Annotated in this window: 14 protein-coding genes; all 14 read left to right on the top strand. The window is 47.6% G+C overall.

Annotated features, from left to right (window positions below; all coding sequences use genetic code 11):
• Nucleotides 1-10 precede the first annotated feature (10 nt).
• Nucleotides 11-1,462 carry a UDP-N-acetylmuramoyl-L-alanyl-D-glutamate--2,6-diaminopimelate ligase gene (locus tag BBC0122_RS07910; RefSeq protein ID WP_077992775.1) on the top strand — a complete coding sequence of 484 codons (1,452 nt, stop codon included), beginning with the start codon at nucleotides 11-13 and terminating at the stop codon, nucleotides 1,460-1,462.
• A complete protein-coding gene (locus BBC0122_RS07905) occupies nucleotides 1,459-2,877 on the top strand; it encodes a UDP-N-acetylmuramoylalanyl-D-glutamyl-2,6-diaminopimelate--D-alanyl-D-alanine ligase (RefSeq protein ID WP_077992773.1) in 1,419 nt (472 codons plus the stop codon). The genes BBC0122_RS07910 and BBC0122_RS07905 overlap by 4 nt, the downstream gene beginning before the upstream one ends.
• A 22-nt stretch (nucleotides 2,878-2,899) precedes the next feature.
• Entirely contained in the window at nucleotides 2,900-3,970 is a 1,071-nt protein-coding gene (gene mraY, locus BBC0122_RS07900) for a phospho-N-acetylmuramoyl-pentapeptide-transferase (RefSeq protein ID WP_077992771.1), read from the top strand.
• 4 nt (nucleotides 3,971-3,974) lie between these two features.
• On the top strand, nucleotides 3,975-5,366 hold the full coding sequence (gene murD, locus BBC0122_RS07895) for a UDP-N-acetylmuramoyl-L-alanine--D-glutamate ligase (RefSeq protein ID WP_077992769.1): 1,392 nt from the start codon (nucleotides 3,975-3,977) through the stop codon (nucleotides 5,364-5,366).
• A 180-nt stretch (nucleotides 5,367-5,546) separates the two neighbouring features.
• Complete coding sequence (locus BBC0122_RS07890; protein WP_077992767.1) at nucleotides 5,547-6,692, top strand: FtsW/RodA/SpoVE family cell cycle protein; 1,146 nt, start codon at nucleotides 5,547-5,549, stop codon at nucleotides 6,690-6,692.
• A 1-nt stretch (nucleotide 6,693) separates the two neighbouring features.
• The gene (gene murG, locus BBC0122_RS07885) at nucleotides 6,694-7,818 is read left to right on the top strand and encodes an undecaprenyldiphospho-muramoylpentapeptide beta-N-acetylglucosaminyltransferase (RefSeq protein ID WP_077992765.1); all 1,125 of its coding nucleotides are present in this window, start codon (nucleotides 6,694-6,696) and stop codon (nucleotides 7,816-7,818) included.
• Nucleotides 7,815-9,224: a UDP-N-acetylmuramate--L-alanine ligase gene (gene murC / locus BBC0122_RS07880; RefSeq protein WP_077992764.1), complete on the top strand. Its 1,410-nt coding sequence runs from the start codon at nucleotides 7,815-7,817 to the stop codon at nucleotides 9,222-9,224. The genes murG and murC overlap by 4 nt, the downstream gene beginning before the upstream one ends.
• An 11-nt stretch (nucleotides 9,225-9,235) precedes the next feature.
• The gene (gene murB, locus BBC0122_RS07875) at nucleotides 9,236-10,198 is read left to right on the top strand and encodes a UDP-N-acetylmuramate dehydrogenase (protein WP_077992762.1); all 963 of its coding nucleotides are present in this window, start codon (nucleotides 9,236-9,238) and stop codon (nucleotides 10,196-10,198) included.
• Between the two features lie 751 nt (nucleotides 10,199-10,949).
• Complete coding sequence (locus BBC0122_RS07865; protein ID WP_077992759.1) at nucleotides 10,950-11,870, top strand: D-alanine--D-alanine ligase; 921 nt, start codon at nucleotides 10,950-10,952, stop codon at nucleotides 11,868-11,870.
• Complete coding sequence (locus BBC0122_RS07860; protein ID WP_369805243.1) at nucleotides 11,858-12,766, top strand: cell division protein FtsQ/DivIB; 909 nt, start codon at nucleotides 11,858-11,860, stop codon at nucleotides 12,764-12,766. The genes BBC0122_RS07865 and BBC0122_RS07860 overlap by 13 nt, the downstream gene beginning before the upstream one ends.
• Nucleotides 12,763-14,061, top strand: a complete 1,299-nt coding sequence (gene ftsA, locus BBC0122_RS07855) for a cell division protein FtsA (protein WP_077992755.1) — start codon at nucleotides 12,763-12,765, stop codon at nucleotides 14,059-14,061. Before BBC0122_RS07860 ends, ftsA begins: the two co-directional genes overlap by 4 nt.
• 71 nt (nucleotides 14,062-14,132) lie before the next feature.
• Entirely contained in the window at nucleotides 14,133-15,911 is a 1,779-nt protein-coding gene (gene ftsZ / locus BBC0122_RS07850; protein WP_077992753.1) for a cell division protein FtsZ, read from the top strand.
• Between the two features lie 1,263 nt (nucleotides 15,912-17,174).
• The gene (gene lpxC / locus BBC0122_RS07840) at nucleotides 17,175-18,089 is read left to right on the top strand and encodes a UDP-3-O-acyl-N-acetylglucosamine deacetylase (RefSeq protein WP_077992749.1); all 915 of its coding nucleotides are present in this window, start codon (nucleotides 17,175-17,177) and stop codon (nucleotides 18,087-18,089) included.
• 223 nt (nucleotides 18,090-18,312) lie between these two features.
• Nucleotides 18,313-19,206: an outer membrane protein assembly factor BamD gene (locus BBC0122_RS07835; RefSeq protein ID WP_077992747.1), complete on the top strand. Its 894-nt coding sequence runs from the start codon at nucleotides 18,313-18,315 to the stop codon at nucleotides 19,204-19,206.
• Nucleotides 19,207-19,208: the final 2 nt, after the last annotated feature.

The following is a 19,208-nucleotide window of genomic DNA, read 5'->3' as shown; positions in this document are numbered from 1 at the left end:
GGGTTAGAACATGAAACTCGATCAACTCGTAAGCGGCGTTCAACAAAAGTCGATTGTGCCCTCTATCGAAATCAAGGGCGTTACTGCCGATTCCAGAAAAGTTCAACCCGGTTTTCTTTTTGTCGCTCTTAAAGGCAATAAAGGCGATGGCGGCGTTTATGCCAAGGATGCGGCAAAGCGCGGTGCAGTCGCAATCCTGACAGACCATGATTTTGAACTTGCAGAAAAAAATGTGCCGATCATACGCGTGGTTGATGCACGCCATGAATTGGCAATGGCAGCAGCACGTTTTTTTGGTAAACAACCCGATACTGTGGTGGCTGTTACAGGTACAAGCGGTAAAACATCTGTGGCTTCGTTTACACGCCAGATCTGGAAAGATGCCGGTTTTGCAGCAGCAACCATCGGCACAATCGGTGTTATTACGCCAACAAGAAATGAATATGGCTCGCTCACCACTCCCGATCCGGTAAGACTACAACAGACAATGGCCGAACTTGTTGATGAAGGTGTGACCCATGTTGCTATGGAAGCTTCTTCTCATGGCATAGACCAATGCCGGCTTGACGGGGTAAAATTGAAAGCCGCAGCCTTTACCAATCTCGGGCGCGACCATATGGATTATCACCCGACAGTAGAGGATTATTTCAGGGCTAAAATGCGTCTATTCGACACACTTCTGCCGAAAGAAGCGCCAGCCGTCATTTTTGCCGATGACAAATTTTCCGAAGCGGCAATCGAACATGTCAAACGGGCTAAACGCAAAGTTCTAACCGTTGGCCGCAAGGGCGATTTTATCAGGTTACGTCATGTCGAACACCAACGCTCGCGCCAATTTGTCGATTGCATCGTCGATGGTGAGGTTTTTGAATTCACCTTGCCGCTTGCCGGTGACTTTCAGGTTTCCAATGCACTTGTCGCGGCCGGACTTGCCCTTGCAACCGGTGTTTCTGCGGCGGCAGTTTTTCGTGCACTCGAACGGCTGCAAGGCGCACCGGGGCGTCTCGAACTTGTCGGAACGACAAAAGATAAAGCGGCAATCTATGTCGATTATGCCCATAAACCGGAAGCTTTGGAACAGGTTCTACTTGCTGTAAAAGCATTTACCACGGGAAAAGTCGTGGTGGTTTTTGGCTGTGGTGGCGACCGCGACAAGGGTAAACGCCCGATTATGGGTAAAATTGCTACCAAATATGCCGACATTGTTATCGTCACCGATGACAATCCGCGCACTGAAAATGCCGCCGAAATCCGCAAAGAAATTATGGCGGCTGCAAGCAGCGCCAAAGAGATCGGGGATAGACGCGAAGCTATCCGTTATGCCATTTCTCTTCTTCAAAGTGGCGATACATTGGTTGTTGCCGGAAAAGGGCATGAAAAGGGGCAGATTATCGGAACCGAAGTTCATCCCTTTTCCGACCATCAGGAAATAACGGAGGCCTTGGAAGGACAACACAAATGATGCCATTATGGACTAAAGGCGAGGTGAGAGAGGCACTCCATGGCGACGAGATCGGCAATTTGCCGGATGAATTATCGGGTGTGTCAATTGATAGCCGCACAGTAAAACCAAATGAAATCTTTTTCTGTATCAAGGGTGAAAAACTTGATGGTCATGATTTTGCAGCAAAAGCTGTCGAGGCTGGCGCGGGCCTGTTAATTATCGAAAAAGGCCGGAAACTGGATCTCCAAAAACTTGGCGTACCGATGATAGCAGTGGACGACGTGCTCGAAGCGCTCGATCAACTTGGCCAGGCAGCACGGGCAAGATCAAACGCAAAAATCATTGCTGTGACGGGATCTGTCGGAAAAACCACCACCAAGGAAGCGCTTCGCCATTGTCTTGGAGCTGTCGGAAAAGTTCACGCCAATCCTGCATCTTTCAATAATCAGTGGGGCGTACCGTTAACCCTTGCCCGTATGCCGTCCGATACCGATTATGGTGTATTTGAAATCGGCATGAACCATCCAGGTGAAATCCGCCCATTGGTAAAAATGGTACAGCCTCACCTTGCCATTATCACCAAGGTGGCAGCAGTGCATTTGGGATTTTTTTCCAGTATCGAACAAATTGCAACCGCCAAAGCCGAAATTTTTGAAGGCGTTGTCAAGGGTGGTGCGGCATTGCTCAATGCGGATGACGATTTTTTCCGCTTTCTTTGCGACAAGGCGAAAGCATGCGGAATTGAAAATATATTGAGTTTCGGCGAAGCAAAAGATGCCGATTATCGTTTGGAAAAACTCCATATGTTGGCCGACTGTTCCTGCATGAGCGTGAAGATCGGCAACAATGAAGCGATGGTAAAAGTTGGTGCGCCCGGCCTCCATATTGTACAGGATTGTCTTGCGGTACTTGGGGCTTGCGATTTTGTCGGTGCCGATATGGCTCATATTGTCATGGCAATGGCAACATTTAGCGCCGAAAACGGGCGCGGCGCACGCTATCGTCTGGAACTGCCGTCAGGTGGTAAATTTACGCTGATTGATGAAAGCTACAATGCCAATCCGGCTTCGATGCGCGCTAGTCTCGAACTGTTGAAACAAGCCCAAACCGGAACACGCGGGCGGCGCATTGCGGTGCTTGGCGATATGCTTGAACTTGGCAAATATAGCGAAAAACTTCACCGCGAACTTGCCGAACCGGTTTTAGCGTCGGGTGCAAATCCGGTTTATCTCGTCGGTCGGGAAATCGAGCCTTTGAAACAGGAGCTTTCAAAAAAGCTCAAAGTCTATTTGAAAGAAAATGTCGAAGAGATTATTCCACTGGTTTTGAAAGATATTCATGATGGCGATGTCATTATGGTCAAATCATCAAATTCCATCCGCTCTTCCCGTGTTGTGTCGGCTCTGCTTGAACGTTATAAGGCAGTCGATTGAAAGATAAAAAGGCTTTGCTTCCATGTTGATGTATTTTTCATCACTCACCGATATTTTGCCTGGTGTCGGGGTGTTCCGCTATATTACGTTCCGCACCGGTGCGGCTTTGCTCACGTCCGGACTTATCGTTTTTCTGTTCGGACCGAGCATTATTGCTTCGTTGAAAGTGCGTCAGGGCAAAGGCCAGCCAATCCGTGCCGATGGCCCGCAAACCCATTTCAAAAAAGCCGGTACGCCGACAATGGGCGGGTTGATGATTTTAAGCGGAACGGTCGTTTCGGCACTTTTATGGTGCAATCTTTCCAATATCTATTTCTGGGTTGTCCTTCTTGTGATGTTGGCCTTCGGTGCAATCGGCTTTTATGATGATTATCTCAAGGTCACCAAACAAAGCGAAAAAGGCTTTTCCGGCAAGGCACGTCTGACACTGGAATTTCTCATTGCCATTGTTGCCTCCGGCGTCATTATGCATACGGAATCAACAGGTCTCGCACTTCCCTTTGTGAAAGATTATTTGCTCAATCTTGGCTGGTTTTTTATCCCCTTTGCGGCATTTGTTATGGTGGGAGCCGGTAACGCGGTCAACTTCACCGATGGTCTTGACGGCCTTGCCATTGTTCCGGTCATGGTGGCTGCATCATCATTTGCCCTCATTGCCTATTTATCGGGTAATATCAATTTTGCCGATTACCTCCAGATTCACTATGTCGCAGGTTCAGGTGAACTGACAGTGCTTCTTGGCGCGGTTGTCGGAGCGGGACTAGGCTTTTTGTGGTTTAATGCGCCGCCGGCTGCAATTTTTATGGGTGACACCGGCTCGCTCGCACTTGGCGGCATGTTGGGTGCAGTTGCAGTTGCAACAAAACATGAAATTGTTCTTGCTGTTATCGGCGGACTATTCGTCATGGAGGCGCTTTCCGTCATTATTCAGGTTTTCTGGTTCAAATTGACAGGCAAACGCGTTTTCCTCATGGCACCAATTCATCATCATTTCGAGAAAAAAGGCTGGACAGAAAGTCAGGTTGTTATACGCTTCTGGATTATTTCTATTGTGCTTGCGCTGATTGGTCTTTCAACTCTCAAACTGAGATAACAAAATGATTATAGTCAATTCTTTCAAGAATAAAAAAGTTGCTCTCTTCGGCCTTGGCGGTTCGGGTGTTGCAACAGCAAAATCGCTTCTTGCCGGTGGTGCCGAGGTTCTCGCTTGGGATGACAACGCGGAAACTGTTGAAAAAACACGTGCCCACAATATTCCGGTGAGCGATCTTCATAACGTCGATTGGTCAAAAATCTCGGCTCTCGTTCTTGCCCCCGGTGTGCCGCTCACCAATCCGGAACCCCACTGGACAGTCAAACTGGCAAAAGCCGCCGGTGTCGAAATTATCGGAGACATCGAACTGTTCATTCGAGAGCGTAACAATTATCTAAAACAGCATAATCTTTCCGATGCGGATATGCCCTTCATCGCAATTACCGGCACCAATGGCAAATCCACCACCACCGCACTCATCAACCACCTATTGAACGAAAGCGGAAAATTGTCGGAAATGGGTGGCAATATCGGCACTGCTATTTTGTCACTCGAAGCGTTTGAAAAAAATCGCTTTTACGTCGTCGAGTGCTCGTCTTTCCAGATTGATCTTACTCCCTCAATCAACCCGACTGTCGGCATTCTTCTTAATATCTCGCCCGATCATATCGACCGGCACGGGACATTTGCCCATTATTGCGAAATCAAAAAGCGGCTGGTAAGTGGTGCGAAAACGGCACTCGTTGCCGTTGACGATGAAAACTCGACAAAAATCTATGAAGAGCTTTCACATGACCATCATAATGTTTTGCCGGTATCAAAAGACAAGGTTTTAAAGAGCGGATATTATGCTGTCAAAGACGAGCTTTTCAGTGTGAAAAATGGCAAGCCGGAAGCACGTTTGTCGCTTTCGGGAATAGACTCGCTTCGCGGCAGTCATAATGCCCAGAATGCTTTGATGGCACTCGCTACCCTTGATATTCTGAAAATAAAACCGGTTGAATTGCAGCGGATTTTTGCTTCCTATGTCGGGCTGCCGCACCGTATGCAGCAGGTCAGAAAAATTGGCAATGCTCTTTATATAGACGATAGCAAAGCAACCAATGCCGAGGCAAGTGCACCGGCACTCGCCACTTTTGATCATATTTACTGGATTATCGGCGGGCTTGCAAAAGCCGGTGGCATTACCGCTTTGAAAGATTATTTCCCGAAAATCCGCAAAGCCTATCTCATCGGTGATGCTGCGGAAGATTTTGCCCGCACCATTAACGGTGCATTTCCGATTTCAATGTCGGGAACACTGGAAAAAGCGGTTCAGGAAGCCCATCAGGATGCGGGGTCGGACAAGGCTGAAGAAGTGGCTATTCTGCTTTCGCCTGCTTGTGCAAGCTATGACCAGTTCAAAAATTACGGCGCTCGCGGTGATGCCTTCAAGGCTTTTGTCAAAGCGTTGTAACCTCTTTATTTATTTCTCCTATATTTTATGGCTTCGGCTTGAGAAGGCCGAAGCCATTTTTTTGTCAATAATTGAAAAGTTGAGTTCGCGTTAACCAACCGGAATCTTTTTCGGCGTAATTTCCATGGGCGAATGAGCAAAAATTGTTCTTGAACAGATGATCGTAACGAAGGGGTTGAAATGGTTTCTCGTGCCGACCGTGGACCGATTGCCAATTGGTGGTGGACAATAGACCGGCCAATTCTGGCAGCCTGTCTCATGTTAATGGGGCTTGGCATTATGCTTTCCTTTGCTGCCAGCCCCACTGTCGCCAGCAAAATCGGTATTGCGGATAGTTTCTATTTTGTGCGTTGGCACATTATTTTCAGCTTTCCGGCACTTTTTACAATGATTTTTGTTTCCTTCTTTACCCCGCGCAATATTCGCCGGTTTTGCGCACTGCTATTGCTGGTAACGCTCGTTCTATTGGTCGCAACCTTATTGTTCGGAGCCGAAGTCAAAGGGTCAAGACGGTGGATTTCCGTGCTTGGCGTATCCGTGCAGGCTTCCGAATTTATGAAACCGGCTTTCGTTGTTATGTCGGCCTGGCTTTTTTCCGATCAGACCCGAAAAAACGGCATTCCGGGTTTTTTGCTTGCTATTATTCTATATGGAACATGTGCTTGCCTTCTGGTGCTCGAACCCGACATCGGGCAGACAATGCTTATCAGCGCCACCTGGGGCGGCCTGTTCTTCCTTGCCGGTGTACCGATTATTATCATCATTCTGTTCATCGGCCTTGCCATTGTTGGCGGTTTTGGTGCCTATCTTTTTGTTCACCACGTTCAGGAACGCGTCAACGGGTTCCTGACCGGCGAAGGGGATACATTTCAGGTGGACGTCGGGCGTGAAGCCATTTTGCATGGCGGCTGGTTCGGGCAGGGGCCGGGCGAGGGAACAGTCAAACGGATTGTTCCCGACAGTCACACCGATTTCGTATTTTCGGTTGCAGCGGAAGAATATGGCATCGCTCTTTGCCTGCTGATTGTTGCACTTTTTGCCTTCATCGTTATCAGATCCATGAAAATAGCCATGAACGAACGGGATTCTTTTACCCGTTTTGCTATTGCCGGAATGGCTATTCTGTTCGGTTGCCAATCCATGATTAATATGGCAGTGAACCTGCACTTGATGCCGCCAAAAGGCATGACTTTGCCATTTATCTCTTATGGCGGTTCGTCTATGGTGGCGATTGCCATATCTATGGGAATCCTGTTGAGCTTGACGCGTCGTCGCCCTGAGGCAAGGCTTTCCGCGTCGTTACCGACAATTATGCCGGCGGTGTAAAATGACTGATAAAAAAACAATTGTTCTGGTTGCGGGTGGCACCGGTGGCCATCTATTTCCTGCCGAAGCGTTAAGAGGCGAACTTGTCCGGCGGGGCTATGATGTCCATTTGATTACCGATGACAGGGCAAGACGCTTTGTGCGCACATTTGACGACGATCATGTGCATGTCATTCCCTCGGCAACCATAACCAGTAAAAATCCTTTTGCAGTGGCGAAAACCCTCTGGCAACTCTTGAAAGGCGTTCGCGCGTCACGGCGACTATTCAAAAAACTGCGTCCGGTTCTTGTCGGCGGTTTTGGAGGCTATCCTACATTGCCACCGCTTTATGCCGCAAAGTCGACCGGCTTACTTGCTTTTATCCACGAACAGAATGCGGTGATGGGGCGTGCCAATAAAGCTTTGGCTGCACGGGTTGATGCCATTGCCGGCGGCTTTCTTGAAGATGAAGGCACGTATAAAGACAAGATTGTTGTAACCGGTAATCCGGTGCGCGATGCGGTCATCGACGCGGCCAGACAACCATACCGCCCTTCTAACGGCAATGACGCTTTCAATCTTCTAATTTTCGGTGGCAGTCAGGGCGCTTCATTTTTTAACGAAATTGTACCGGCAGCGATAAAGCTACTTGGCGATGATGTTAAAAAACGCCTCCATATTGTCCAGCAGGTCAGGGGCGACCAGAACGAACTCGTCGAAACCTATCGCACTTTGAATATAGAAGCAGAAGTAAAAGAATTTTTCGATGATATGCCCAAGCGTATTGCCGATGCCCAGTTCATTATTGCACGCTCCGGCGCTTCGACAGTGTCAGAAATTGCAGCAATCGGCAGACCCGCTTTACTTGTTCCATACCCTTACGCGCTCGATCACGATCAGGCAGCCAATGCTGCGCAGTTAGCTGCAACCGGCGCCGTTAAAGTGATGCAGCAGAAAGAACTCGATAGTCACGAGCTTGCAAAAATGATTGATGCGGTTGCCAAAAACAGTGCGCTGTTGGTTACACAGTCAAAAGCTGCCTACAATGCCGGTCATAGAGATGCGACGAAACGTCTTGCCGATCTGGCGGAAGCATTGGTCGCCGGCAAAACAGTAAAAGAATATAAAGAAGGAGAAACTTCATGAAAATGCCCTTGAGTATTGGCCTTATCCACTTTGTGGGAATTGGGGGTATAGGCATGAGCGGTATTGCCGAAGTGCTCCATAATCTGGGCTATAAAGTTCAAGGTTCCGATCAGGCGGACAATGCCAATGTCGAGCGTTTGCGCGCCCACGGAATAAAAATTCATGTCGGCCACAGTGCCGATAATCTGGGGCAGGCGGAAGTTGTCGTTGTTTCAACGGCTATTCATAAAAATAATCCGGAATATATTGCAGCCAAAGAACGTCATTTACCGATTGTAAGACGGGCTGAAATGCTTGCCGAATTGATGCGTTTCAAGCAAGCTGTCGCGATTGGCGGTACGCACGGAAAAACCACAACCACTTCACTGATCGGCACGCTTTTGGAAGCCGGTAATCTTGACCCGACGGTTATTAATGGTGGTATTGTCAACGCTTATGGTACCAATGCCCGTATGGGTGAAGGTGACTGGATGGTGGTTGAAGCCGACGAAAGCGACGGTACATTTTTAAAACTGCCGGCCGATGTCGCGGTCGTTACCAATATTGATCCCGAACATCTCGACCATTACGGGACTTTCGAGGCCGAACGTGAAGCTTATTTGCAATTTGTCGAGAATGTTCCCTTTTACGGTTTCGGTGTCATGTGTCTCGATCATCCGGAAGTGCAAGCATTGGTGAGCCGCATTGATGACCGTCGCGTTATTACTTACGGCTCCAACCCGCAGGCAGATGTGCGCTTTCTGAACCATCACATGGAAGGCCCGAAATCGCATTTCGATGTTGTGATACGCTCGCGTAAAACCGGCGCGGTTATCGAGATGAAAAATCTGGTTTTGCCAATGCCGGGTCGTCATAATGTGCTGAATGCGACAGCGGCCATTGCTGTTGCACACGAACTTGGCGTTTCCGATGATGCGATTATCAAAGGCTTGGCGGGTTTTGGCGGTGTCAAACGCCGCTTTACCCATACCGGTAGCTGGAACGGCGTGGAAATTTTCGATGATTATGGACACCATCCGGTTGAAATCAAAGCTGTTCTGAAAGCTGCCCGTGAGAGTGTAAAAGGGCGTGTCATTGCTATTGCCCAGCCGCATCGCTATACGCGCCTTCATAACCTTTTTGACGAATTTGCCACCTGCTTCAATGATGCCGACACAATTCTCGTCGCTCCGGTTTATCCGGCCGGAGAAGACCCGATTGAAGGTGTCAACTCGAAAGCTCTGGTTGACCGGATCAAAACCGCTGGTCACCGTGATGCGCGCTATATTGCTGACCCGAAGGAAATCGCCCCGATTGTCAGAAAAATAGCAAAGCCCGGTGATTATGTTGTATTTTTAGGGGCTGGCAATATTACCCAATGGGCTTATGCTCTACCGAATGAATTGGCAGATCTCGATAAAAAATAAGTTTTGGTCAGATGATAGATGGCGAAGCACTTTTAAAGCGGTTGCAACCTTCTCTTGAAGGTATAAGAGGACGAATTCACCCGAATGTGGATATGAGCAAAGTCACGTGGTTTCGTGCCGGTGGCCTTGCCGAAGTCTTCTATCAACCGGCAGATGAAGCCGATCTTGCGGCTTTTTTAAAAAAATTGCCGCGTGATATACCGATAACAATTGTCGGTATCGGCTCCAATTTGCTGATACGTGATGGCGGGATTGGCGGTGTGACAATCCGCCTTTCGGCCAAAGGGTTCGGTGAAACCCAGCAAGTCTCGCAGACGCGTATTTTTGCCGGTGCTGCAACTACTGACAAAAGGCTTGCTTCTGTCGCGCTCGAAGCGGGGATTTCAGGTTTTCATTTTTACTGCGGAATACCGGGGGGGCTTGGTGGCGCACTGAAAATGAATGGCGGCGCCAATGGCGGCGAGACAGCGCAACATGTTGTTGAAGTCTATGCACTCGACCGCGAAGGAAAACGCCACATCCTCAATCTTCCGGATATGCATTATTCCTATCGTCAGTCAAAGGTTGATGATGATTTGATTTTTGTCGGTGCTTTGCTTGAAGGGCAGAAAGGCAACAAGGAAGACATTAAAAAAGCCATGGATGAGGCTATTCGTCACCGCGAAGAAGTTCAGCCCATCCGTGAAAAAACCGGCGGCTCGACCTTCCGCAATCCTGAAGGCACATCGGCATGGAAAGTCATTGATGAAGCCGGCTGCCGCGGATTGACAATAGGTGGTGCCGAGATGAGTACCATGCATTGTAATTTCATGATTAATAAAGGCGATGCAACCGCCTATGATCTCGAACTTTTAGGCGAAACGGTGAGAAAACGTGTGTTTGAAAAAACCGGAATTGACCTTCATTGGGAAATCAAACGTATCGGCCGATTTATACCCGGTCGGGAAGTAGAACCCTTTGTTGCAAGCCGCTGATCCAATAAAAAAGCTCGATATTGAATAAGCGGGATAATTTAATCAGTAAAAAATGACCGGTCTTGGAAGGTTTGTAACAACAATACGAATTAAAAATATAGAAATACATTTTTCTTAAATTTATTAGAATGATAGAAGCACAAAAATAAAGACATAACCTAAAAATTTATAGTTAACCGGATAAGAAAAAAATAAAAAATAAAGAATTAAAAAGTTTAAAAATATGGCTATGTAGTTTTTATAAAAATTTTTTATAAAAACTATGAAGAAAATGTTATTCAAGTTTTAAATAATAAATATAATTTGAATGGATTGAAGCGGTAATGGTATTATAAAAAATCCGCGATTGTTAAATTTTGAAATTTATCTTTATTATCGAAAACGGTGTTTTTACCACTCTGTATTTTCCGGATAGAATTATCCATAGTAGAAAATTTTTCTAAAAATTAATGTGTTTTAATTTGAAATTTTCTTATTTTATGAATTGCCAAGCTTTGTTCCAATCGACAAACACAGACAACGAAAAAAAACTGAAAAAAATCTATGAGTCATTTCAAGGGGATGAACGGAATTTCGCTTTACGAATCAGCATCTTGGATATTGCGGGGCTTGTCAGGGAAGGGCGATTCTGATTCATTATGGTTAACGCTAGTCCATTGATTCGCAAGGATGATTCAGAATTCAAACGATCAATAGTATGGCTTTGATGTGGGTGAACTATATATAGTGGTTGCTGAGGGAGCTTTAGAACATGGCAAAAAAACATGTTGCCGTATTGATGGGTGGTTTTTCCTCCGAGCGCCCTATAAGCCTGTCGTCAGGTACGGCTTGCGCAGAAGCTTTGGAAAAAGTGGGCTTCAAAGTTACCAAGGTTGATGTCGGCCGCGATGTGGCTTCAAAGCTTGTCGAAATAAAACCGGATGTGGCGTTTAACGCTTTGCATGGTATCTTCGGTGAAGATGGCCGTATTCAAGGCATATTGGAATTTTTAGAAATTCCCTACACGCATTCCGGTGTTTTGGCGTCTGCTCTTGCTATGGATAAGGGGCGGGCAAAAATTGTTGCATCTGCTAACGGTGTTGTTGTGGCTCCCTCGCGCGTGATGAACCGCTTCGAGATTGGTAAAAAACACCCGATCGAGCCGCCTTATGTAATAAAACCGGTTTATGAGGGGTCGAGTTTCGGTGTTGTTATTGTCAAGGCCGGGCAGAATACGCCACCGGCAGAAATAACCGGTCCGGCATGGCATTACGGGGATAATGTTATTGTTGAAAAATACGTTGCGGGGCGTGAACTGACATGCACCGTTCTGGGCGATAAGGCACTGGATGTTTGCGAGATTGTTCCGGATAAAGAATTTCAATTCTACGATTTTCAATCAAAATATAAACCGGGTGGGTCGAAACATGTTTGTCCTGCTCCGCTTTCACCAATTATTTACCAAAATGTGCAAAGGATGTCTGTAGCAGCACATCAGGCACTTGGGTGCAGGGGTGTTAGCCGTTCGGATTTTCGTTTTGACGAGGAGAAAGGTGAGTTGGTCTGGTTGGAGATTAATACGCAGCCTGGAATGACACCGACTTCTCTGGTTCCGGATATGGCAAAAGTATCGGGTCTATCATTTGAAGACCTTGTGAAGTGGATGGTGGAGGACGCGTCGTGTATGCGTTGAACAGTCAACACGGAGATAGTTTTTCGGCATCTGTTATGTCGAATCTGCCTCGCCTTTACAGGCGATTGCGGCGGACTGTCTCGCAACTTGTTTTGGCTGAAATAGAATTGCCACGCCATTTCGGTTCATTCGCAGTGGTGTTGTTTTTTGCGGCTTCGACTTTTTACGGTATTTCGGCAGGTGGCCATACCGACGAGGTTGTGAAAGCTACGACATCGACTTTCGGTTTTGCGGTCGAAGATGTAGAAATTGCCGGAAATGACCGTATGTCGGAGCTTGATGTTCTTTCGGCTCTGGGGCTTGACGGCGAAACTTCAATGATCGGTTTTGATGCGACAAAAGCACGTCAGGTTTTAAGCGAACTGCCATGGGTGCAATCGGTTGATGTGCAAAAAATATATCCCGATCGTGTGCGTGTTTCACTTGTGGAACGGCAACCCTATGCTGTTTGGCAGCATGGCGACAATCTTGATATTATTGATAATGAAGGTCGGGTTATTGTACCGTTCAGACCGGGACTGGTTGGTGATTTGCCACTGGTTGTCGGTATCGGTGCTGATAAAAAAGCTTCCGACTTTGTGCATGAACTGGCAGCATTTCCCGAAATTCAGGAACATGTGCGTGCCTATGTGCGCGTTGGTGATCGGCGTTGGGATGTGCTTCTCGATAATGGCGTGCGTATCAAACTGCCGGAAGCAAATGCCATGGCAAGGCTTGCCGATGCTGTCAAGGCAGACAAAGAGCAGGGACTTTTTTCGCGCGATGTGTTGAGCGTTGATTTGCGGCTTCCCGACCGGATTACCGTGGCAGTGTCGGATGAAGCTTTGGAACGGCGCAATAACGTTGTCAAAGAAGAAGAGCGTCGCTTGAAGGCGCAGAAGGCGGGGCGCGCATGAATTTGCTCGGTTCAAGCCATAACGGATTGCGCAAGACGCGGCTGTTGACTGTTCTTGACATGGGGTCAAGCAAGGTTGTTTGTGTCATTGCACGGTTGCGCCCGCTCGATCATACGCAATATTTGCCCGGCCGTACGCATCATATCGAAATATTGGGATTTGGCGTACAACGTTCGCGCGGAATAAAATCCGGCGTGGTCATGGATATGGCCGCGGCAGAGCAATCGGTACGGTTGGCGGTTGATGCTGCTGAAAAAATGGCAGGATTGATTGTCGATTCATTGATTGTCAATTTCTCGTCTGCCCGCTTGAGAAGCGTGGTTGTTCATGGCGAATATGATGTGAGCGGTCGTGAAGTTTCCATGCGCGATGTCCGCTCGGTGTTGGCAAGTGCTTCAAGAAAAGCTTTTGCCCTTGATCGTCATATTGTTCATTCGATCCCGCTCAATTATTCGCTCGATAGCGAAAAAGGCATTTCCGATCCGATCGGAATGACAGGTAATTTGCTTGGTGTCGACGTTCATGTTCTCACTGCTGAAACCGTACCTTTGCGCAATCTTGAAGCCTGCATCAATCGCGCTCACATCAGTGTAGAAGCCATGGTTGCTACACCGCTGGCAAGCGGTCTTGCGGTTCTCGTCGATGATGAAGCCCGTCTGGGAGCAGCTTGTATTGATATAGGCGGCGGCACAACAACATTTTCTGTTTTTTCGGATAACCGTTTTGTCCATGCCGACGCTATTCCGGTTGGTGGCAATCATGTAACGCTCGATATTGCCCGCGGTTTTTCAATGCCGCTCGAAGATGCCGAAAGACTTAAAGTCATGCACGGGTCAACACTGCCGGGCGGCGTTGACGACCGTCACATGATTAGCGTTGCTCCGATTGCCGACGAGCGCAGCGAAATGCAATATCCCCGTGCTGTATTAACCAGAATTATTCAGGCACGGGTTGAAGAAATTCTTGAAATGGTACGTGACCGTCTCAATCGTTCGGGCTTTGGTCATGTTATCGGAAAACGTATCGTGTTGACTGGCGGTGGAAGCCAGTTGACAGGTTTGCCGGAAACGGCGCGTAAAATATTGGGACGCAATGTGCGGGTCGGCCGTCCACTGGGAGTATCGGGGCTGCCAACTTTGGCTAAGGGATCTGCTTTCTCGGCGGTTGTCGGTTTGATGATCTATCCGCAGACAGCAAGTTTCGAGGAAAAAATCGTCCATACGATCGGTCAACTCAAGACTGGTACGGGGGGGCGCTTTCAACGCGTAGGCCAATGGCTGCGCGAGAGTTTTTGAGTTGTTGAGTTATGTTTTTAAAATTCTACCGCTAAGGGCTTTGCGGTGTACTTATTGAGAAGGAAAAGACAATGACAATCAATCTGCACGGGCCAGATATTACAGAATTGAAGCCACGCATCACTGTTTTCGGCGTGGGGGGCGGCGGCGGTAATGCCGTCAATAATATGATTAATGCCGGTTTACAGGGCGTTGATTTTGTCGTGGCAAATACCGACGCACAGGCGCTTACAATGTCGAAAGCCGACCGTGTCATCCAGCTTGGTGCAGCCGTAACCGAAGGCCTCGGTGCCGGAGCACTTCCCGAAGTTGGTCAGGCTGCTGCCGAAGAATGTCTTGATGAAATCGTGGATCATCTCGGCAATTCCCACATGGTTTTCATTACCTGTGGTATGGGCGGTGGTACCGGTACGGGTGCCGCACCGGTGGTTGCCCGTGCTGCCAGAGAAAAAGGCATTTTGACAGTCGGTGTGGTGACCAAGCCCTTCCATTTTGAAGGTGCCCGTCGCATGAAAACCGCCGAAGCAGGCATCGAGGAATTGCAAAAATGTGTCGATACGCTGATTGTTATTCCTAACCAGAACCTGTTTCGCATTGCCAATGAACAGACAACTTTTGCCGACGCTTTCATGATGGCCGATCAGGTGCTTTATTCGGGTGTCGCTTCGATTACCGATTTGATGATTAAAGAAGGTCTCATTAATCTCGATTTTGCCGATGTGCGTTCGGTGATGCACGAGATGGGACGCGCAATGATGGGAACCGGTGAAGCTTCCGGTGAAAACCGCGCTCTTGCTGCCGCAGAGGCAGCGATTGCCAATCCGCTTCTCGACGAGACTTCAATGCGCGGTGCCCGCGGCTTGTTGATTTCGATTACAGGCGGTCGCGATCTCACATTGTTCGAGGTTGACGAAGCTGCAAACCGCATTCGCGAAGAAGTCGATGCCGATGCAAATGTTATTTTCGGTGCTATTGACGATGAATCGCTTGAAGGTGTGATCCGTGTTTCGGTTGTCGCAACCGGTATTGATCGCGCGAATGTAGAGGGCGCTGAAACAGATGGTCAGGGCAGCCAGATGCCTAATCCGGTTCGCAAACTCGAAAATTCGGCTGCACCGCAAAACGGACCGAAAGCCCAACTTTCCGAGCCGAAAGCCCAGCCGATGGTCGAGGTTATGGAAGCTCTCGAATTGGAAATGAACAGACCGGTTGAAGAACCGTTCCGTCCACAAAGCGAGATCTTTAAAACGCCGATGTCGAATGGCGGCGTCATTCCGCAACGTGCCAACCCGCAAATCCAGGCTTCGTCAACGGTTCATGCACAGCCCCAGCAAATGCCGCAAACGCCGCGTATGCAGGCTCCCCGCATGGCTCAACAACAAACCAATGCTCCGGTGAATATGGAAGCAACGGCTCGTGTTCTCGACGAAATGACAGAACTACCGTCGATGCGTGAAAAACAGGCCGCACCGCAGCCTCGTCAGGCTCCGGTCAGAATGCCGGAATTGCGTGACTTCCCGACAGTTGCTCGTGAAAAGGCCAATGCTGCAGCACACCGTCAACCCGCACAGCAAGGCCCGCGCAGCCTTTGGCAAAAATTGACACAGAGCCTTATCCATCGCGATGAAGAACCGACGGCGCGCCTCGAACCGGCACGCAAGCAAACACGTGAACCGGTTATGCCAGCACCGGAAAACCGGCGTCAACTTTCTTCGGATGCTGCAGTTTATGCTCCACGTCACCAGCAGCCTGCCGAACCGCAAATGCGGCCGCAGCAACAGCAACGGCAGCCTGTCAACGAAGAAGAACAGTTGGAAATTCCGGCTTTTCTGCGTCGTCAGGCAAACTGAATATAAACGGTAATAACAAATCGGCTCATGAAATATTGAGCCGGTATAATAAAAAGCCCCAATTACCTTCTCAAAACTACCGCTGTTCTCATAAAACAGCGGTTTTTTTTTGCTTTGACGGTTCACCGTGATAAGAGAGCCGGAAAACGCGCCCTTTTCACATCTCTGATAGAAATCTATTTGAAGCTGTTTCTCTATAAACCCGTTTTGCTTTTTGTGAGCAATTCTTTGGGGAGGGGCGGCAAGTCGGATTTGTTTGAAAAAGGGAATTGGTTGAAACTGGCTTTTAATAGCCCGCTATATTTCCGATCATGAAATAATGAGCCGGTATAATAAAAAGCCCCAATTACCTTCTCAAAACTACCGCTGTTCTCATAAAACAGCGGTTTTTTTTGCTTTGACGGGTCACCGTTAATATAAGAGAGCCGGAAAACGCGCCCTTTTCACATCTCTGATAGAAATCTATTTGAAGCTGTTTCTCTGTAAAACCGTTTCGCTTTTTGTGAGCAATTCTTTGGGGAGGGGCGGCAAGTCGGATTTGTTTGAAAAAGGGAATTGGCCGAAACTGGCTTTTAATAGCCTGCTATATTTCCGATCGTTCAATTTTTTCGGCAACACGACTTGATTCCGCGGGCGTAAATGTCAGCGCAATGGTTCAAGCTTTATCATTCGCCCGTTCAGTGGACGGGCTGTGGTTCTGTTTTTTAGATTAGAACACCGTTTATTGCATCCAAATCGTCTGGAACGGGGGTGGTTAACAACAAAAGCCGGAAGAAACGTGTTTTTCAGAAAGCCAATAGAACAACCGGTTTTTGAAAAAGCGCAGAAACACGAATTATCTAACATAAACCGATAACGTAAAAAACCGGTTGAATAAGCCGACAGAAAGCCGGTTGAGAAACGGGCTGAGAACCAGATTGAGAAACGGGCTGAGAAACCGCTGCCGTATAAAGGGGGCGAAACCGGATAAGAAATACGGATTGCTCCACGAAAATGCTGCATTACAGATAAAAGCTTGAGGCAATGTGATTGAATAGTGTTTTGAAATAGTCAGGGAATGATAAAACTGTCCGGCGGTTCCGATAATCGGTTTCTTTTTTCGACAACGATAGCCGCAATTTTCCGGACAATCATTTTCAAGAGAATAAAACAAAATGCCGCTTCTTTATAAAAACACCGTTTGCAACCTGTCGTGTTTTATTGAAATTCTCTGTCGAAGATTGTCATGAATGGTGTTATGTGAAGAAAAGTTGGAAAAGCCTCATGAAGGGAAATCTTGCAACTATGGTTGGCAAACATATGAATTCTCGTTTTGATCCTCATTACCAGTCAACATTGGCTGAAGCTGTGACACTGAGCGGGCATGGTGTGCATACCGGTCTTCCTTCCGTTTTGACGATCAATCCGGCTGAACCGGATACGGGAATTATATTTATCCGCACTGCATCGAACGGCGAAAAAAAGAGCTTCCGCGCAGTCTCTTCTGAAACCGGCGCGACCGAACTTTCGACAACGCTGGGAACCGGCGAGCTGCGTGTAGAAACAATCGAACATTTGATGGCAGCTATCAACGCCTATAATCTCGATAATCTGAGAATCGAGGTTTCGTCGAACGAACTTCCCATTCTGGATGGCGGTTCATGGAGCTATTGCACCGCATTTGAAAAAGCCGGTTTTGTGAACCAGAAGGTGAAACGCAAATTCATCCTTATCAAGAAAACGGTCAGGGTCGAATCGGCAACCGGTTTTGCCGAATTCGAGCCGTTTGACGGCCGCAGGTTTGATGTTTCTATCGAATTTGCCACGCCGGTCATCGGAAAAAGCACTTTTGTTTTTGATTGCGAGCCGGAAAAATTCAAAGATCAAATTTCCAAAGCGAGAACATTCGGCTTTTTGAAGGATGTTGAAACGTTATGGGCTGCCGGTATGGCGCTTGGCTCTTCTTTGGAAAATTCGATTGTGATCGGCACAGATGACAAAGTTGTCAATCCTGACGGTACTTATTACGAAAATGAATTTGTCCGCCATAAATTATTGGATGCCATGGGCGATACAGCCTTGGCAGGCGCGCCTATTATCGGGATTTTTCGTTCGTTTCGCGGTGGCCATTCATTGAATGCAAAACTTGTAAAAGCGTTGCTTCAGGATGCTTCGGCTTATGAAACAAAAGAATTTTAACAAAATTAGGTTTTAATAACTTCAGTTTTTGGGGAATTGCCATAATTGAGCCTATAAGGAATGATTGACCGATTGAGTAAAAATCGGCTAATCCAATATTAATGTTGTAGGTTGATAATAGCTCATTATAACCTCCCATGACTTCGATTCGGTCTGAAACACGAGCTGGGTGATGTCTTTTGGGTTTTGATAAACGAGGGAATGCCGGAAGGCCGGAGAGACCATGACGAAGTTGAATTCGTATATTATGGATGCTGGAACAAAGAAATCCACTATCGTGCGTAAAGTCATTATCGGGTTGATGCTTGGCAGCGTATGCCTGACAGCCGGTTGTTCAAAAAAAGATAAAGATGTGGATTTGACATCTTATGTCGAAAAGATTGATCCGCCGGATGTTTTGTATAATCAGGCACTTGCCAATCTTGATGCCGGTCGTTTGAGCGAAGCTGCAAAAAAATTCGAGGCTATTGATCGTCAGCATCCCTATACGGAATGGGCACGTAAAGCACTTGTCATGGGCGCTTTCACCAATTACCGCAAAGGCAATTACGATGAAGCGGTCAATATGGCCAAGCGTTATATTGGTCTTTATCCGACATCCGAAGAAGCAGCTTATGCCTATTATATCATTGGCCTTTCATATTTCCGGCAGATTCCGGATATTACGCGCGATCAGAAAGACACAAAACGCGCTATTGCTGCAATGCAGGAAGTTGTCGACCGCTATCCCAATTCCGAATATGTCGATGATGCCAAAACAAAAATACGTTTCGGTCGTGAACAGCTTGCCGGTAAAGAAATGCAAATCGGCCGCTATTATCAGGAACGCAAGCAATATCTTTCGGCGATCAAGCGTTATCGCACGGTTGTTGAAGAATATTCCAACACCAACCAGATCGAGGAAGCTCTCTACCGTCTGACAGAAACCAATTACGCTTTGGGTCTGACATCGGAAGCACAAACGGCAGCCGCTGTTCTGGGGCAAAACTATCCGGAAAGCAAATGGTATAAAGATGCCTATAATCTCCTTCAAAAGGGTGGGGTAGCACCTCAGGAAAACAAGGGATCGTGGATTTCACGCGCTTTGAACAAAACCGGATTGAAAAAAGGTTCTTGAGC

It is taken from the genome of Ditibartonella choladocola, assembly GCF_002007565.1.
In the GTDB taxonomy this organism is placed as follows: Bacteria; Pseudomonadota; Alphaproteobacteria; order Rhizobiales; family Rhizobiaceae; genus Bartonella; species Bartonella choladocola.
The sequence above is the reverse complement of the archived record's forward strand: the minus strand, read 5'-3'. Positions and strand labels throughout refer to the sequence as shown.

Coding starts and splice junctions, on each gene's coding strand:
- BBC0122_RS07910 (WP_077992775.1), top strand. CDS start 11: ATGAAACTCGATCAACTCGTAAGCGGCGTTCAACAAAAGTCGATTGTG.
- BBC0122_RS07905 (WP_077992773.1), top strand. CDS start 1,459: ATGATGCCATTATGGACTAAAGGCGAGGTGAGAGAGGCACTCCATGGC.
- mraY (WP_077992771.1), top strand. CDS start 2,900: ATGTTGATGTATTTTTCATCACTCACCGATATTTTGCCTGGTGTCGGG.
- murD (WP_077992769.1), top strand. CDS start 3,975: ATGATTATAGTCAATTCTTTCAAGAATAAAAAAGTTGCTCTCTTCGGC.
- BBC0122_RS07890 (WP_077992767.1), top strand. CDS start 5,547: ATGGTTTCTCGTGCCGACCGTGGACCGATTGCCAATTGGTGGTGGACA.
- murG (WP_077992765.1), top strand. CDS start 6,694: ATGACTGATAAAAAAACAATTGTTCTGGTTGCGGGTGGCACCGGTGGC.
- murC (WP_077992764.1), top strand. CDS start 7,815: ATGAAAATGCCCTTGAGTATTGGCCTTATCCACTTTGTGGGAATTGGG.
- murB (WP_077992762.1), top strand. CDS start 9,236: ATGATAGATGGCGAAGCACTTTTAAAGCGGTTGCAACCTTCTCTTGAA.
- BBC0122_RS07865 (WP_077992759.1), top strand. CDS start 10,950: ATGGCAAAAAAACATGTTGCCGTATTGATGGGTGGTTTTTCCTCCGAG.
- ftsA (WP_077992755.1), top strand. CDS start 12,763: ATGAATTTGCTCGGTTCAAGCCATAACGGATTGCGCAAGACGCGGCTG.
- ftsZ (WP_077992753.1), top strand. CDS start 14,133: ATGACAATCAATCTGCACGGGCCAGATATTACAGAATTGAAGCCACGC.
- lpxC (WP_077992749.1), top strand. CDS start 17,175: ATGAAGGGAAATCTTGCAACTATGGTTGGCAAACATATGAATTCTCGT.
- BBC0122_RS07835 (WP_077992747.1), top strand. CDS start 18,313: ATGACGAAGTTGAATTCGTATATTATGGATGCTGGAACAAAGAAATCC.